The organism is Streptomyces sp. NPDC104814, from assembly GCF_055583185.1.
The window spans coordinates 136,436-152,695 of sequence record NZ_JBVJOL010000005.1 but is presented as its reverse complement, the minus strand read 5'-3'; the positions used below and the strand labels follow the sequence as shown (position 1 = coordinate 152,695).

At 69.5% G+C, this 16,260-nt stretch carries 14 protein-coding genes; all 14 read right to left on the bottom strand.

Annotated features, from left to right (window positions below):
* Positions 1-105: 105 nt before the first annotated feature.
* From nuoN to ACZ64A_RS18975, 14 genes are read right to left on the bottom strand one after another with little or no spacing between them, the layout of a single operon-like run.
* Positions 106-1,755 (bottom strand): NADH-quinone oxidoreductase subunit NuoN, encoded by a 1,650-nt coding sequence (nuoN, locus tag ACZ64A_RS19040; RefSeq protein ID WP_469811546.1) that lies wholly within the window; start codon positions 1,753-1,755, stop codon positions 106-108.
* On the bottom strand, positions 1,752-3,323 hold the full coding sequence (locus tag ACZ64A_RS19035; RefSeq protein ID WP_469811545.1) for an NADH-quinone oxidoreductase subunit M: 1,572 nt from the start codon (positions 3,321-3,323) through the stop codon (positions 1,752-1,754). The genes nuoN and ACZ64A_RS19035 overlap by 4 nt, the downstream gene beginning before the upstream one ends.
* Positions 3,324-3,328: 5 nt before the next feature.
* Positions 3,329-5,293: an NADH-quinone oxidoreductase subunit L gene (gene nuoL / locus ACZ64A_RS19030; protein ID WP_469811544.1), complete on the bottom strand. Its 1,965-nt coding sequence runs from the start codon at positions 5,291-5,293 to the stop codon at positions 3,329-3,331.
* A 15-nt stretch (positions 5,294-5,308) separates the two neighbouring features.
* A complete protein-coding gene (nuoK, locus tag ACZ64A_RS19025; protein WP_003974374.1) occupies positions 5,309-5,608 on the bottom strand; it encodes an NADH-quinone oxidoreductase subunit NuoK in 300 nt (99 codons plus the stop codon).
* A complete protein-coding gene (locus tag ACZ64A_RS19020) occupies positions 5,605-6,447 on the bottom strand; it encodes an NADH-quinone oxidoreductase subunit J (protein ID WP_469811543.1) in 843 nt (280 codons plus the stop codon). The genes nuoK and ACZ64A_RS19020 overlap by 4 nt, the downstream gene beginning before the upstream one ends.
* Complete coding sequence (gene nuoI / locus ACZ64A_RS19015; RefSeq protein ID WP_469811542.1) at positions 6,444-7,085, bottom strand: NADH-quinone oxidoreductase subunit NuoI; 642 nt, start codon at positions 7,083-7,085, stop codon at positions 6,444-6,446. Before nuoI ends, ACZ64A_RS19020 begins: the two co-directional genes overlap by 4 nt.
* Positions 7,078-8,451, bottom strand: a complete 1,374-nt coding sequence (gene nuoH, locus ACZ64A_RS19010) for an NADH-quinone oxidoreductase subunit NuoH (protein WP_469811541.1) — start codon at positions 8,449-8,451, stop codon at positions 7,078-7,080. The genes nuoI and nuoH overlap by 8 nt, the downstream gene beginning before the upstream one ends.
* Positions 8,448-10,952, bottom strand: coding sequence for an NADH-quinone oxidoreductase subunit G (locus ACZ64A_RS19005; RefSeq protein WP_469811540.1), 2,505 nt, complete (start codon positions 10,950-10,952; stop codon positions 8,448-8,450). The genes nuoH and ACZ64A_RS19005 overlap by 4 nt, the downstream gene beginning before the upstream one ends.
* On the bottom strand, positions 10,949-12,295 hold the full coding sequence (nuoF, locus tag ACZ64A_RS19000) for an NADH-quinone oxidoreductase subunit NuoF (RefSeq protein ID WP_469811539.1): 1,347 nt from the start codon (positions 12,293-12,295) through the stop codon (positions 10,949-10,951). Before nuoF ends, ACZ64A_RS19005 begins: the two co-directional genes overlap by 4 nt.
* Positions 12,295-13,161 carry an NADH-quinone oxidoreductase subunit NuoE gene (gene nuoE / locus ACZ64A_RS18995; RefSeq protein WP_469811537.1) on the bottom strand — a complete coding sequence of 289 codons (867 nt, stop codon included), beginning with the start codon at positions 13,159-13,161 and terminating at the stop codon, positions 12,295-12,297. Before nuoE ends, nuoF begins: the two co-directional genes overlap by 1 nt.
* Positions 13,158-14,498, bottom strand: coding sequence for an NADH-quinone oxidoreductase subunit D (locus ACZ64A_RS18990; protein WP_469811535.1), 1,341 nt, complete (start codon positions 14,496-14,498; stop codon positions 13,158-13,160). The genes nuoE and ACZ64A_RS18990 overlap by 4 nt, the downstream gene beginning before the upstream one ends.
* A complete protein-coding gene (locus ACZ64A_RS18985; protein ID WP_469811534.1) occupies positions 14,495-15,256 on the bottom strand; it encodes an NADH-quinone oxidoreductase subunit C in 762 nt (253 codons plus the stop codon). The genes ACZ64A_RS18990 and ACZ64A_RS18985 overlap by 4 nt, the downstream gene beginning before the upstream one ends.
* Complete coding sequence (locus ACZ64A_RS18980; protein WP_007383964.1) at positions 15,253-15,807, bottom strand: NuoB/complex I 20 kDa subunit family protein; 555 nt, start codon at positions 15,805-15,807, stop codon at positions 15,253-15,255. The genes ACZ64A_RS18985 and ACZ64A_RS18980 overlap by 4 nt, the downstream gene beginning before the upstream one ends.
* A gap of 14 nt (positions 15,808-15,821) precedes the next feature.
* On the bottom strand, positions 15,822-16,181 hold the full coding sequence (locus tag ACZ64A_RS18975; protein ID WP_003992243.1) for an NADH-quinone oxidoreductase subunit A: 360 nt from the start codon (positions 16,179-16,181) through the stop codon (positions 15,822-15,824).
* Between the last annotated feature and the right edge of the window lie 79 nt (positions 16,182-16,260).

The window sequence follows — 16,260 nt, the reverse complement described above, 5'->3', positions numbered from 1 at the left end:
TCGCCGGCGCAGGCGCCCCGCACCGGCCGCTGGCCCGCACACACGCGTGGGGCCCCGGTTCCTCCAGGGAGGAACCGGGGCCCCACAGCCGTACGGGACAACGGCTCAGCGCACGAACACGCCCGCCTGGCTCGCCAGGTCCAGGAAGTACTGCGGCGCCACACCGAGCACCAGCGTGACCGCCACACCGACGCCGATCGCCGTCATCGTCAGCGGCGACGGCACAGCGACCGTCGGTCCCTCCGGACGCGGCTCGCTGAAGAACATCAGCACGATCACGCGGATGTAGAAGAACGCCGCGATGGCCGACGAGATGACACCGATCACGACCAGCGGGGCCGCGCCGCCCTCGGCTGCCGCCTTGAAGACGGCGAACTTCCCGGCGAAGCCGGAGGTGAGCGGGATGCCCGCGAAGGCCAGCAGGAACACCGCGAACACGGCCGCCACCAGCGGCGAGCGCCGGCCGAGCCCCGCCCACTTCGACAGGTGCGTCGCCTCGCCGCCCGCGTCGCGCACCAGCGTGACCACGGCGAACGCGCCGATCGTCACGAACGAGTACGCGGCCAGGTAGAACAGCACGGACGAGACGCCGTCCGGCGTGGTCGCGATGACACCCGCGAGGATGAATCCCGCGTGCGCGATCGACGAGTACGCCAGCAGCCGCTTGATGTCGGTCTGGGTGATGGCGACGATCGCGCCGCCCAGCATGGTGACGATCGCGACGCCCCACATGACCGGCCGCCAGTCCCAGCGCAGCCCGGGCAGGACGACGTACAGGATGCGCAGCAGCGCGCCGAACGCCGCCACCTTGGTGGCGGCGGCCATGAAACCGGTCACCGGGGTCGGAGCGCCCTGGTAGACGTCCGGCGTCCACATGTGGAAGGGCACCGCGCCGACCTTGAACAGCAGACCCATCACGATCATCGCGGTGCCGAGCAGCAGCAGCGCATCGTTGCCCATGGTGTTCGCCAGCGCCGGGTCGACGTTGCTGATCGAGCCGTCGACGACCTGGGCGATCGTGCCGTAGGAGACCGAGCCGGCGTAGCCGTACAGCAGGGCGATGCCGAACAGGGTGAACGCGGAGGCGAACGCGCCGAGCAGGAAGTACTTGACCGCTGCCTCCTGCGACATGAGCCGCTTGCGGCGGGCCAGGGCGCACAGCAGGTACAGCGGGAGCGAGAAGACTTCCAGCGCGACGAACAGGGTCAGCAGGTCGTTGGCCGACGGGAAGACGAGCATGCCGGCGACCGCGAACAGCAGGAGCGGGAAGACCTCGGTGGTGGTGAAGCCGGCCTTCACGGCCGCCTTCTCGCTGTCGCCGCCGGGCACGGACGCGGCCTGCGCGGCGAAGGAGTCCACCGGCCGGCCGTGCGCCGCCGGGTCCAGACGCCGCTCGGCGAAGGTGAACAGGCCGACCAGAGCGGCCAGCACGATCGTGCCCTGCAGGAACAGCGAGGGTCCGTCGACGGCGATCGCGCCCATCGCGGCGATGCGCGCCTTGGTGGTGCCGTAACCGTCCGCCGCGAGCGCGACGACCGCGGCGAAGGCGGCGGCGAGCGCGACGACGGACACGAACAGCTGGGCGTGGTAGCGCGCCTTGCGCGGCACGAACGCCTCGATCAGGACGCCCACGATCGCCGCGCCGATGACGATCAGGGTGGGCGACAATTGCCCGTATTCGATCTTCGGCGCGTCGATCTTGGAGATCGGGTCGGCCGCAGTTGTCCACAGGCTGTGGACGGCTGGTGTGCTCACTTGGCCGCCTCCACCTCGGGCCGGGGGTCCTTCTTGTGTACGTCGGACAAGGTCTGCTTGACCGCCGGGTTGACGATGTCCGTGACGGGCTTCGGATAGACGCCCAGGAAGATCAGCAGGACGACCAGCGGCGCGACGACGACCAGCTCGCGCACCCGCAGATCGGGCATCGCGGAGACCTCCGGCTTCACCGGACCGGTCATCGTCCGCTGGTACAGCACCAGCGTGTACAGCGCGGCCAGCACGATGCCGAAGGTGGCGACGATGCCGGCGGCCGGATAGCGGGAGAACGCGCCGACCAGGACGAGGAACTCACTGACGAACGGCGCGAGCCCCGGCAGCGACAGGGTCGCGAGACCACCGATCAGGAACGTGCCGGCGAGCACCGGGGCGACCTTCTGCACACCGCCGTAGTCCGCGATCAGCCGCGAGCCGCGCCGGGAGATCAGGAAGCCGGCGACGAGCATCAGCGCGGCCGTCGAGATCCCGTGGTTGACCATGTACAGCGTCGCGCCGGACTGGCCCTGGCTGGTCATCGCGAAGATGCCGAGGATGATGAAACCGAAGTGCGAGATCGACGCGTACGCCACCAGGCGCTTGATGTCGCGCTGGCCGACGGCGAGCAACGCGCCGTAGATGATGCTGATCAGGGCCAGAACGAGGATCACCGGCGTCGCCCACTTCGACGCCTCCGGGAAGAGCTGGAGGCAGAAGCGCAGCATCGCGAAGGTGCCGACCTTGTCGACGACCGCCGTGATGAGGACGGCGACCGGCGCGGTGGACTCCTGCATGGCGTTGGGCAGCCAGGTGTGCAGCGGCCACAGCGGCGCCTTCACCGCGAAGGCGAAGAAGAAGCCGAGGAACAGCCAGCGTTCGGTGTTCGTCGCCATGTGCAGCGAGCCGTTGGCCCGGGCCTGCGCGATCTCGGCGAGGCTGAAGTTCCCGGCGACCACGTACAGGCCGATCACCGCGGCCAGCATGATCAGACCGCCGACCAGGTTGTAGAGCAGGAACTTCACGGCCGCGTACGAGCGCTGCCTGGACGCCGCCTCCTCGCCGTGCTCGTGGGCACGGTCGCCGAAGCCGCCGATGAGGAAGTACATCGGGATCAGCATGGCTTCGAAGAAGATGTAGAACAGGAAGACGTCGGTGGCCTCGAAGGAGAGGATCACCATCGCCTCGACGGCCAGGATCAGCGCGAAGAAGCCCTGCGTGGGCCGCCAGCGCCGGCTGCCGGTCTCCAGGGGGTCGGCGTCGTGCCAGCCCGCCAGGACGATGAACGGGATCAGCAGGGCGGTCAGCGCGACCAGCGCGACCGCGATGCCGTCCACGCCCAGTTCGTAGCGGACCCCGAAGGCGGCGATCCAGGCGTGCGACTCGGTGAGCTGGTAGCGCCCGCCGCCCGGGTCGAAGCGGACGAGGACGGTGATCGCCAGGGCGAGCGTGGCGAGCGAGAACAGCAGCGCCAGCCATTTGGCGGCGGTGCGCCGCGCGGCCGGGACGGCGGCCGTGGCGATGGCCCCGATGGCCGGGAGCGCCGCCGTCGCTGTCAGCAGAGGAAAGGACATCGGTATCAGACCGCCCTCATCAGCAGGGTCGCGGCAATGAGGAGTGCCGCACCGCCGAACATCGAGACCGCGTACGACCGCGCGAAGCCGTTCTGCAGTCGCCGCAGCCGTCCGGACAGGCCGCCGACCGAGGCCGCCGTGCCGTTGACGACACCGTCGACCAGCGTGTGGTCGACGTAGACCAGGGAGCGCGTGAGGTGTTCGCCGCCGCGGACCAGGACGACGTGGTTGAAGTCGTCCTGCAGCAGGTCGCGGCGGGCGGCCCGGGTGAGCAGCGAGCCGCGCGGGGCGACGGCCGGGACGGGCTTGCGGCCGTACTGCGCCCAGGCGATGGCCACGCCGATGACGAGGCACACCATGGTGGCGCCGGTGACCACCGCCGCGCTGAGCGGCGAGTCGCCCTCGCTGTGCCCGGTGACGGGCTCCAGCCAGTTCAGGAAGCGGTCGCCGATGCTGAAGAACGCGCCGCCGAAGACCGATCCGACGGCCAGCACGATCATCGGGATCGTCATGACCTTCGGCGACTCGTGCGGGTGCGGCTCACTGTGTGCGCCGCGGGTCTCAGCCGCGGGCTCCACGCTGGGCTCGGCCGGGGACGGCGTCGGCGCGTTGCGCCAGCGCTCCTCGCCGAAGAACGTCATCAGCATCACCCGCGTCATGTAGAAGGCGGTGATGGCCGCGCCCAGCAGGGCCGCGCCGCCGAGGATCCAGCCCTCGGTGCCTCCCTTGGCGAACGCCGCCTCGATGATCTTGTCCTTGGAGAAGAAGCCGGACAGGCCCGGGAAGCCGATGATCGCGAGGTAGCCGAGGCCGAAGGTGATGAACGTGACCGGCATGTATGTGCGCAGGCCGCCGTAGCGGCGCATGTCGACCTCGTCGTTCATGCCGTGCATCACCGAACCGGCGCCGAGGAAGAGGCCGGCCTTGAAGAAGCCGTGCGTCACCAGGTGCATGATCGCGAAGACGTAGCCGATCGGGCCGAGTCCCGCGGCCAGCACCATGTAGCCGATCTGCGACATGGTCGAGCCGGCCAGCGCCTTCTTGATGTCGTCCTTGGCGCAACCGACGATCGCACCGAACAGCAGCGTGACCGCACCGACCACCGTGACGACGAGCTGTGCGTCGGGCGCCGCGTTGAAGATCGCCGCGGAGCGGACGATGAGGTAGACGCCCGCGGTGACCATCGTCGCCGCGTGGATGAGGGCGGAGACCGGGGTCGGGCCCTCCATGGCGTCACCGAGCCAGGACTGCAGCGGCACCTGGGCGGACTTGCCGCAGGCGGCGAGCAGCAGCATCAGGGCGATCGCGGTGAGCTTGCCCTCGGTGGCGCCGCCGACCAGGCCGGGCGCCCCGTGGGTGCCGAGGACGGGCCCGAAGGCGAAGGTGCCGAAGGTGGTGAACATCAGCATGATGGCGATGGACAGACCCATGTCGCCGACGCGGTTGACCAGGAAGGCCTTCTTCGCCGCGGTGGCCGCGCTGGGCTTGTGCTGCCAGAAGCCGATGAGCAGGTAGGAGGCGAGACCGACGCCCTCCCAGCCGACGTAGAGCAGAAGGTAGTTGTCGGCGAGGACGAGCAGCAGCATCGCCGCGAGGAACAGGTTGAGGTAGCCGAAGAAGCGGCGGCGGCGCTCGTCGTGCTCCATGTACCCGACGGAGTACAGGTGGATCAGCGAGCCGACGCCGGTGATCAGCAGGACGAACGTCATGGACAGCTGGTCCAGGCGGAAGGCGACGTCCGCCTGGAAGCCCTCGACGGGCACCCAGCTGAACAGGTGCTGGGTCAGGGTGCGGTGTGCGGCGTCCTTGCCCAGCAGGTCGGAGAAGAGGACGAGACCGAACACGAAGGACAGGGCGGACAGCAGCGTGCCGATCCAGTGGCCGGCGCGGTCCAGGCGCCGGCCACCGACCAGGAGGACGGCCGCTCCGAGCAGGGGCGCCGCGATGAGCAGCGCGATCAGGTTCTCCACGATTCTTCCGACCCCTTACAGCTTCATCAGGCTGGCGTCGTCGACCGAGGCCGAGTGGCGGGAACGGAACAGCGACACGATGATCGCGAGGCCGACCACGACCTCCGCCGCCGCGACGACCATCGTGAAGAACGCGATGATCTGACCGTCGAGGTTGCCGTGCATCCGGGAGAAGGCGACGAACGCGAGGTTGCAGGCGTTCAGCATCAGCTCGATGCACATGAAGACCACGATGGCGTTGCGCCGGATCAGCACGCCGGTGGCGCCGATCGTGAACAACAGCGCCGCCAGATACAGATAGTTGACCGGGTTCACTGTGACGCCTCCTCGGTCCGCTTGAAGGTCGCCGGGGCGATCGCGCCGCGCTCCAGTCGGTCCTGTGCGCGCTGCTCCAGCGCCTTGAGGTCGCTCAGGGCCTCGGTGGACACGTCACGGATCTGACCGCGCTCGCGCAGCGTCTTGCTGACGGTGAGCTCGGACGGGGTGCCGTCGGGGAGCAGGCCCGCGATGTCCACGGCGTTGTGCCGGGCGTACACGCCGGGCGCCGGCAGCGGCGGGATGTGCGCGCCTTCGCGGATGCGCTCCTCGGCCATCTCCCGCTGGGTCTTGGCCCGCTCGGTGCGCTCCCGGTGGGTGAGCACCATGGCCCCGATGGTGGCCGTGATCAGCAGGGCGCCGGTGATTTCGAAGGCGAAGACGTACTTGGTGAAGATGAGGGACGCGAGCCCCTCCACATTGCCGTGCGCGTTCGCCTGGCCGGTGCCGTCGAACTCCTTCAGGGAGGCGTTGCCGATCCCGGCGAACAGCAGGATGCCGAAGCCGAGGCCGCACAGCAGGGCGAGCCAGCGCTGGCCCTTGATGGTCTCCTTCAGGGAGTCCGCCGCGGTGACACCGACGAGCATCACCACGAAGAGGAACAGCATCATGATCGCGCCGGTGTAGACGACGATCTGCACGATGCCCAGGAAGTAGGCGCCGTTGGCGAGATAGAACACCGCCAGGACGATCATGGTCCCGGCGAGGCAGAGGGCGCTGTGCACGGCCTTCTTCATGAAGACGGTGCACAGGGCGCCGATCACCGCGACCGTGCCGAGGACCCAGAACTGGAAGGCCTCTCCGGTGGAGGTGGAGTAGGCGGCGAGCTGCGTCGTCATCGCCCGATCACCTTCTCCGACGCCGGTTCCTCCTCGCCGAAGGTGGACGCGGCCTCCTGCGGGACCTCCCCCTTGGAGACGGCGACCTGCGGGACCGTGCCGGGGGCGGCCTCGGTGACCAGGCCCCGGTAGTAGTCCTGCTCGTCCATCCCCGGGTAGATCGCGTGCGGCGAGTCGACCATGCCGTCCTCGAGGCCGGCGAGCAACTGCTCCTTGGTGTAGATGAGGTTGGCACGGCTGGAGTCGGCCAGCTCGAACTCGTTGGTCATCGTCAGCGCGCGGGTGGGGCACGCCTCGATGCACAGCCCGCACAGGATGCAGCGGGCGTAGTTGATCTGGTAGACGCGGCCGTACCGCTCGCCCGGCGAGTAGCGCTCCTCGTCGGTGTTGTCCGCGCCCTCCACATAGATGGCGTCGGCGGGGCAGGCCCAGGCGCACAGCTCGCAGCCGACGCACTTCTCCAGGCCGTCCGGATGGCGGTTGAGCTGGTGCCGTCCGTGGAACCGCGGAGCCGTGGTCTTCTTCTGCTCCGGGTACTGCTCGGTCAGCCGCTTCTTGAACATGGCCTTGAAGGTCACGCCGAAGCCGGCCACCGGGTTGAGGAAACCGGGCTCGGTCTCCTTGGGCTCCTCAGCCATCGGACGCCTCCTTTCCATCCAGAGATCCGTCACTGTGAGTATCGGACCCACCACTGACAATCAGCTCCCGCTCGCGGCGCGAGCGACGCCGGGGCACGGGCGGAAGCTCCTGTCCGGGCAGCGGTGGCACGGGGAATCCGCCGGCCATCGGGTCGAAACCGGCCGGCTGCTCGGCGGGCGCCCCGTCCGCCCCGTCCTTCTTCGCCTTCGCGCGGAACACGTCGACGACGAAGGACAACAGCAGCAGGGCGAGGACGGCGCCGCCGACGTAGAGGGCGATGTCCGCGAAGTCGTAGTTCTCGTTGCGCAGCGCCCGCACGGTCGCCACCAGCATCAGCCAGACCACCGACACCGGGATGAGGACCTTCCAGCCGAGCTTCATCAGCTGGTCGTAGCGGACGCGGGGCAGGGTGCCGCGCAGCCAGATGAAGAAGAACAGCAGCAGCTGGACCTTGATCACGAACCAGAGCAGCGGCCACCAGCCGTGGTTGGCGCCCTCCCAGAAGGTGCTGATGGGCCAGGGGGCGCGCCAGCCGCCGAGGAAGAGGGTGGTCGACACCGCCGACACCGTCACCATGTTCACGTACTCGGCGAGCATGAACATCGCGAACTTGATCGAGGAGTACTCGGTGTTGAAGCCGCCGACCAGGTCGCCCTCGGACTCCGGCATGTCGAAGGGGGCGCGGTTGGTCTCGCCGACCATGGTGACGACGTAGATGATGAACGACACCGGCAGCAGCAGGATGTACCAGCGGTCGTGCTGCTGCTCGACGATCGTCGACGTCGACATCGACCCGGAGTACAGGAACACCGAGGCGAACGCGGCGCCCATGGCGATCTCGTAGGAGATCATCTGCGCGCAGGAGCGCAGACCGCCGAGCAGCGGGTACGTCGAGCCGGAGCTCCAGCCCGCGAGCACGATGCCGTAGATGCCGACCGAGGCGACCGCGAGGATGTACAGCATCGCGATCGGCAGGTCGGTGAGCTGCATCGTGGTGCGGTGGCCGAAGATCGAGATCTCGTTGCCGGCCGGGCCGAAGGGGATCACCGCGATCGCCATGAACGCCGGGATGGCGGCGACGATCGGCGCGAGGACGTAGACCACCTTGTCCGCGCGTTTGACGATGACGTCTTCCTTCAGCATCAGCTTGATGCCGTCGGCGAGCGACTGGAGCATGCCCCAGGGGCCGTGCCGGTTGGGGCCGATGCGCAGCTGCATCCAGGCGACGACCTTGCGCTCCCAGACGATGGAGAACAGGACCGTCACCATCAGGAAGGCGAAGCAGAACACCGCCTTGATGACGACCAGCCACCACGGGTCGCGGCCGAACATCGAGAGGTCCTCAGCGGCGAAGTACGGGCTCATGCCTCCACCTCCTTCGGGGCGTCGGCGACGGCGGTCGCCGGGCCGATGCGGACGAGCGAGCCGGGCTTCGCCCCGGTGTCGGAGGCGACGCCGCCACCGACGGAGTTCAGCGGGAGCCAGACGACACGGTCGGGCATCTCGGTGACCTCGAGCGGCAGTTCGGTGGTGCCGGCCGGACCGGTCACGGCGAGCAGGCCACCGTCCTCGACGCCCGCCTCGGCGGCCGTGGCGGGCGACACGCGCGCGTGGGCGGCGTGCCGGGTACCGGCGAGCGCCTCGTCGCCCTCCTGGAGCACGCCCTGGTCGAGCAGCAGCCGGTGCCCGGCGAGCACCGCCTCACCGGCGGCGGGCCGGGGCAGCTGACCCGCGGTCTCCAGCGGGTCCGTGGCGCGCGGCCCGTCCCAGGGGCCGAGCCGGTCGATCTCCGCGCGGGTGGTGCGCAGATCGGGCAGGCCCAGGTGGACGTCCATGGCGTCGGCGAGCATCTGCAGCACGCGCGCGTCGGTCGGCTCGATACGGCGGGTCATCTGGTCGGGCTTGAGGGCGGCGTCGAAGAAGCGGACCCGGCCCTCCCAGTTGAGGAAGGTGCCCGGCTTCTCGGCGACCGCCGCGACCGGCAGGACGACATCGGCGCGCTCGGTGATCTCGCTGGGCCGCAGCTCCAGCGACACCAGGAAACCGACCTCGTCGAGGGCGGCACGCGCGCGTGCCGGGTCGGGCAGGTCGGCGACCTCCACCCCGGCCACCAGCAGCGCCTGGAGTTCACCGCCGGCGGCGGCCTCCACGATCTGCCCGGCGTCACGGCCGTAGCGGTGCGGGAGTTCGGCGACGCCCCAGACGGCGGCGACCTCCTCACGCGCGCGTGGATCGGTGGCCGGGCGTCCGCCCGGCAGCAGCGACGGCAGCGCACCGACCTCGATCGCGCCGCGCTCCCCGGCCCGCCGCGGGATCCACACCAGATCCGCCCCGGTCGCGGACGCGGCCCGGACGGCGGCGGTGAGCCCGCCGGCCACCGCGGCCAGCCGCTCGCCGACCACGATCACCGCGCCCGCGGCCCGCAGCGCCTCGGCGGCCCTGGCCCCGTCGTCCTCCAGGCCGACGCCGCTCGCGAGGGCGTCCAGCCACTCGGTCTCGGTACCGGGAGCGGCCGGCAGCAGCGTGCCGCCCGCCTTGGCCAGGCCCCGGGTCGCGTGCGTGGCCAGCGCGAACACCTTCTGCCCGTGCTTGCGCCAGGCCTTGCGCAGCCTCAGGAAGACGCCGGGCGCCTCCTCCTCCGACTCGAAGCCGACCAGCAGCACCGCCGGCGCCTTCTCCAGGGAGGTGTACGTGACGCCCGTACCGTCCAGGTCACGGCCCCGCCCGGCGACCCGGGCGGCGAGGAAGTCGGCCTCCTCGCTGCTGTGCACGCGCGCGCGGAAGTCGATGTCATTGGTGTCGAGCGCCACGCGCGCGAACTTGCTGTAGGCGTAGGCGTCCTCGACGGTGAGCCGCCCACCGGTCAGCACACCGGTGCGGCCCCGCGAGGCCAGCAGCCCCTGCGCGGCGATCTGCAGCGCCTCCGGCCAGGACGCCGGCTCCAGCTCGCCCTCCGCGTTGCGCACCAGCGGCGTGGTGAGACGCTCCCTCTGCTGGGCGTAGCGGAACGCGAAGCGCCCCTTGTCGCACACCCACTCCTCGTTGACCTCGGGGTCGAAGGCGGCCAGCCGCCGCATGACCTTGCCGCGCCGGTGGTCGGTGCGCGTGGCGCAGCCGCCGGAGCAGTGCTCGCACACCGACGGCGAGGAGATGAGGTCGAAGGGCCGGGAGCGGAACCGGTAGGCGGCCGAGGTGAGCGCGCCGACCGGGCAGATCTGGATGGTGTTGCCGGAGAAGTACGACTCGAACGGGTCGCCCTCACCGGTGCCGACCTGCTGCAGCGCACCGCGCTCGACCAGCTCGATCATCGGGTCGCCGGCGATCTGGTTGGAGAAGCGGGTGCAGCGCGCGCACAGCACGCACCGCTCGCGGTCCAGCAGCACCTGCGTGGAGATCGGCACCGGCTTCTCGTACGTCCGCTTCTTTCCCTCGAAGCGGGACTCGGCGTTGCCGTGCGACATCGCCTGGTTCTGCAGCGGGCACTCACCGCCCTTGTCGCAGACCGGGCAGTCCAGCGGGTGGTTGATGAGCAGCAGCTCCATCACACCCTTCTGGGCCTTCTCCGCGACCGGGGAGCTGAGCTGCGTCTTGACGACCATGCCGTCGGTGCAGGTGATCGTGCAGGAGGCCATCGGCTTGCGCTGGCCCTCGACCTCGACGATGCACTGGCGGCAGGCGCCGGCCGGATCGAGCAGGGGGTGGTCGCAGAACCGGGGGATCTCGATGCCGAGCTGCTCGGCGGCCCGGATGACCAGGGTGCCCTTGGGCACGCTGATCTCGGCGCCGTCGATGGTCAGCGTCACCAGGTCCTGCGGCGGGAGGGCCGCCTCTCCCCCGCCCGTGGGGGCGCTGGTGGTCACGGTCATGCGTTCACCTCCGTGCGGTCGGCCCAGGCCGTCGACTTGGCCGGGTCGAAGGGGCAGCCGCGGCCCGTGATGTGCTGCTCGTACTCCTCACGGAAGTACTTCAGCGAGGAGAAGATCGGCGAGGCGGCACCGTCGCCGAGGGCGCAGAAGGACTTGCCGTTGATGTTGTCGGCGATGTCGGCGAGCTTGTCGAGGTCGCTCATCGTGCCCTTGCCGGCCTCGATGTCCCGCAGCAACTGCACCAACCAGTACGTGCCTTCACGGCAGGGCGTGCACTTGCCGCAGGACTCGTGGGCGTAGAACTCCGTCCAGCGGGTCACGGCGCGCACCACGCAGGTCGTCTCGTCGAAGCACTGCAGGGCCTTCGTGCCGAGCATGGAACCGGCGGCGCCCACCCCTTCGTAGTCGAGGGGGACGTCGAGGTGCTCGTCGGTGAACATCGGGGTCGAGGAGCCCCCCGGCGTCCAGAACTTCAGCCGGTGGCCGGGGCGCATGCCGCCGCTCATGTCGAGCAGCTGACGCAGCGTGATCCCGAGCGGCGCCTCGTACTGGCCGGGGCTCGCGACATGGCCGGAGAGGGAGTAGAGCGTGAAGCCCGGGGACTTCTCGCTTCCCATCGACCGGAACCAGTCCTTGCCCCGATGGAGGATCGCGGGAACCGACGCGATCGACTCGACGTTGTTCACAACAGTCGGGCAGGCATACAGGCCCGCCACAGCAGGGAAGGGGGGACGGAGCCGCGGTTGACCCCGGCGGCCTTCGAGCGAGTCCAGCAGCGCGGTCTCCTCACCGCAGATGTACGCCCCGGCCCCGGCGTGCACGGTGAGATCGAGGTCGAGTCCGCTGCCGAGGATGTTCGTCCCGAGGTAACCGGCCTCGTAGGCCTCGCGCACGGCCTCGTGCAACCGCCGCAGAACGGGGACGACTTCACCCCGCAGATAGATGAAGGCATGCGACGACCTGATCGCATAGCACGCGATCACAATGCCCTCGATGAGGCTGTGCGGGTTCGCGAAGAGGAGCGGGATGTCCTTGCACGTCCCGGGCTCCGACTCGTCGGCGTTGACAACAAGATAGTGCGGCTTTCCATCACCCTGCGGGATGAACTGCCATTTCATGCCCGTCGGGAATCCCGCGCCGCCGCGCCCGCGCAGACCGGAGTCCTTGACGTACGCGATCAGGTCGTCCGGCGTCATGGCGAGCGCCTTGCGGAGCCCCTCGTACCCCTCGTGCCGCCGATAGACGTCCAGGGACCAGGACCGGTCCTCGTCCCAGAAGGACGACAGCACGGGCGCGAGCAGCTTCTCGGGGCTGTTTTCCTTCAGTTCGGGTGCCAAGGTCATCACTCCCCCTCCTCGGCGGTGGGACCGGCCGGGTGGGCCGAGTCGCTGGCCGACGTGTCCTGCGGCGCGTCATGGGAGCTGAGGTGCTCGGCCGGCGACGGCTCGTGCACCCTGTCCTGCGGCTCCTGATGAGGACCGCCGCGCGGATGGACCACGCGCGCGGGTCCGGCCTCCCCCTTGGCCAGGCGGAGGCCCACCAGCGACGCCGGTCCCGCGCTGCCGCCCGCCTCGACGGCACCCGGACGCTCGTCGGGGAAGCCGGCCAGGATCCGCGCGGTCTCCTTGAAGGTGCACAGCGGCGCACCACGCGTGGGCGTGACCGGGCGTCCCGCGCGCAGGTCGTCGACGAGGCGGCGGGCGCTGTCGGGGGTCTGGTTGTCGAAGAACTCCCAGTTGACCATCACGACGGGCGCGAAGTCGCAGGCCGCGTTGCACTCGATGTGCTCCAGGGTGACCTTGCCGTCGTCGGTGGTCTCGCCGTTGCCGACGCCGAGGTGCTCCTGGAGCTGCTCGAAGATCGCGTCGCCGCCCATCACCGCGCACAGCGTGTTGGTGCACACCCCGACCTGGTAGTCGCCGCTCGGCCGGCGGCGGTACATGGTGTAGAAGGTGGCGACGGCGGTGACCTCGGCCGTGGTCAGGCCGAGCGTGTCCGCGCAGAACCGCATCCCGGTGCGCGTGACGTGGCCCTCCTCCGACTGCACCAGGTGCAGCAGCGGAAGGAGCGCCGAGCGGGAGTCGGGGTAGCGGGCGATGATCTCGCGCGCGTCCGCCTCCAGCCGGGCTCGGACCTCGTCCGGGTAGTCGGGCGCGGGCAGCTCGGGCATCCCCAGGCTGACGCCCCGCTCCGAAGAAGAGGTGGTCACCGGTCGACGCCTCCCATCACGGGGTCGATGGACGCGACGGCGACGATGACGTCGGCGACCTGGCCGCCTTCGCACATCGCCGCCATGGCCTGCAGGTTGGTGAACGACGGGTCGCGGAAGTGGACCCGGTAGGGGCGGGTGCCGCCGTCGGAGACGGCGTGCACGCCGAGTTCGCCCTTGGGGGACTCGACCGCCGCGTACGCCTGTCCCGGCGGTACGCGGAAGCCCTCCGTGACCAGCTTGAAGTGGTGGATCAGGGCCTCCATGGAGGTGCCCATGATCTTCTTGATGTGGTCGAGGGAGTTGCCCAGTCCGTCCGGTCCCAGGGCGAGCTGGGCGGGCCAGGCGATCTTCTTGTCGGCGACCATGACCGGGCCGGGCTGGAGCCGGTCCAGGCACTGCTCGACGATGCGCAGCGACTGGCGCATCTCCTCGAGCCGGATCAGGAAGCGGCCGTAGGCGTCGCAGCTGTCGGCGGTCGGGACGTCGAAGTCGTACGTCTCGTAGTCGCAGTACGGCTGGGTCTTGCGCAGGTCGTGCGGCAGGCCGGTGGAGCGCAGGATGGGGCCCGTGGCGCCGAGGGCCATGCAGCCGGCCAGGTCGAGGTAGCCGATGTCCTGCATGCGGGCCTTGAAGATGGGGTTCCCGGTGGCGAGCTTGTCGTACTCCGGGAGGTTCTTCTTCATCTTCTTCACGAACTCGCGGATCTGGTCCACCGCGCCGGGCGGCAGGTCCTGGGCGAGTCCGCCGGGGCGGATGTAGGCGTGGTTCATGCGCAGGCCGGTGATGAGCTCGTAGAGGTCGAGGATCATCTCGCGGTCGCGGAACCCGTAGATCATGATCGTGGTCGCGCCGAGCTCCATGCCGCCGGTGGCGATGCACACCAGGTGGGAGGACATCCGGTTCAGCTCCATCAGGAGCACCCGGATGATCTTGGCCCGCTCGCTGATCTGGTCCTCGATGCCGAGGAGCTTCTCCACGGCGAGGCAGTACGCGGTCTCGTTGAAGAAGGACGTCAGGTAGTCCATGCGCGTCACGAACGTGGTGCCCTGCGTCCAGGTCCGGTACTCGAGGTTCTTCTCGATGCCGGTGTGGAGATAGCCGATGCCGCAGCGGGCCTCGGTGACCGTCTCGCCCTCGATCTCCAGGATCAGGCGCAGCACGCCGTGGGTGGAGGGGTGCTGGGGACCCATGTTGACGACGATGCGCTCGTCGTCGGCCTTGGCCGCGGACTGGACGACCTCGTCCCAGTCGCCACCGGTCACCGTGTAGACGGTGCCCTCGGTGGTCTCGCGGGCCGAGGCGGCCGACGCGGCGTGTGACTGCGTGTTGCTCACGAGTACGACCTCCGCTGGTCCGGAGCCGGGATTTGGGCGCCCTTGTACTCGACGGGGATGCCGCCGAGGGGGTAGTCCTTGCGCTGCGGATGGCCCTGCCAGTCGTCCGGCATCATGATCCGCGTCAGGGCCGGGTGACCGTCGAAGACGATCCCGAAGAAGTCGTAGGTCTCGCGCTCGTGCCAGTCGTTCGTCGGATAGACGGAGACCAGCGACGGGACGTGCCGGTCGCTGTCGGGGCAGCTGACCTCGAGGCGGATCAGCCGGTTGTGGGTGATCGAGCGCAGGTGGTAGACGGCGTGCAGCTCGCGGCCCTTGTCGTTCGGGTAGTGCACGCCGCTGACGCCGGTGCACAGCTCGAAGCGCAGGGCCGGGTCGTCGCGCAGGGTACGGGCGACGCGCAGCAGGTGCTCGCGCTCGATGTGGAAGGTGAGCTCGTCGCGGTCGACGACCGTCTTCTCGATGGCGTTCTCGGGCAGCAGGCCCTGCTCCTCCAGCGCGCCTTCGAGTTCGTCGGCGACTTCGTCGAACCAGCCGCCGTACGGCCTGCTCGCCGGCCCCGGAAGGCGGACCGAGCGGACCAGGCCGCCGTAACCGGAGGTGTCGCCGCCGTTGTTGGCGCCGAACATGCCGCGCTGGACGCGGATCTCCTCGCCGCCCTCGCCGCGCTGGCCGGGGAGGTTGGACGCGCTGAGGTCCTTCTCCGGGTTGACCCCGTTCGCCTTGCTCGCGCCGTTGGTGCCGTTCGCGTCGCTCACCGCAGCAGCCCCTTCATCTCGATCGTGGGCAGGGCCTTCAGCGCCGCTTCCTCCGCCTCCCGGGCCGCTTCCTCCGCGTTCACGCCGAGCTTGGAGGACTGGATCTTCTGGTGGAGCTTGAGGATCGCGTCCATCAGCATCTCGGGCCGCGGCGGGCAGCCGGGCAGATAGATGTCGACGGGGACGATGTGGTCGACGCCCTGGACGATCGCGTAGTTGTTGAACATGCCGCCCGAGGAGGCGCACACGCCCATGGAGATCACCCACTTGGGGTTCGGCATCTGGTCGTAGACCTGCCGGAGGACCGGCGCCATCTTCTGGCTGACCCGGCCGGCGACGATCATCAGGTCCGCCTGGCGCGGTGAGCCGCGGAAGACCTCCATGCCGAAGCGGGCCAGGTCGTAACGGCCGGCGCCGGTGGTCATCATCTCGATGGCGCAGCAGGCGAGGCCGAAGGTCGCGGGGAAGACGGACGCCTTGCGCACCCAGCCCGCGGCCTGTTCGACGGTGGTCAGCAGGAAGCCGCTCGGAAGCTTTTCTTCGAGTCCCATGTCTTTAAGGCCCCTCAGTCCCATTCCAGGCCGCCGCGCCGCCAGACATAGGCGTAGGCGACGAAGACGGTGAGCACGAAGAGCAGCATCTCCACGAGCCCGAAGATCCCCAGGGCGTCGAAGGTGACGGCCCAGGGGTAGAGGAAGACGATCTCGATGTCGAAGACGATGAAGAGCATCGCCGTCAGGTAGTACTTGATGGGGAAGCGCCCGCCGCCGGCCGGCGTGGGGGTCGGCTCGATACCGCACTCGTAGGCCTCGAGCTTGGCGCGGTTGTACCGCTTCGGACCGATCAGCGTGGCCATGACCACGGAGAAGATCGCAAAGCCTGCCCCGAGGGCTCCCAGTACGAGGATGGGCGCATACGCGTTCACCGCTCCTCGCTCCTCTCAGTCGGCACTGACTGCTGGCGGTTGCGGTCGGTCTCACGGCCGCCTCATCGGCCCCACGAAC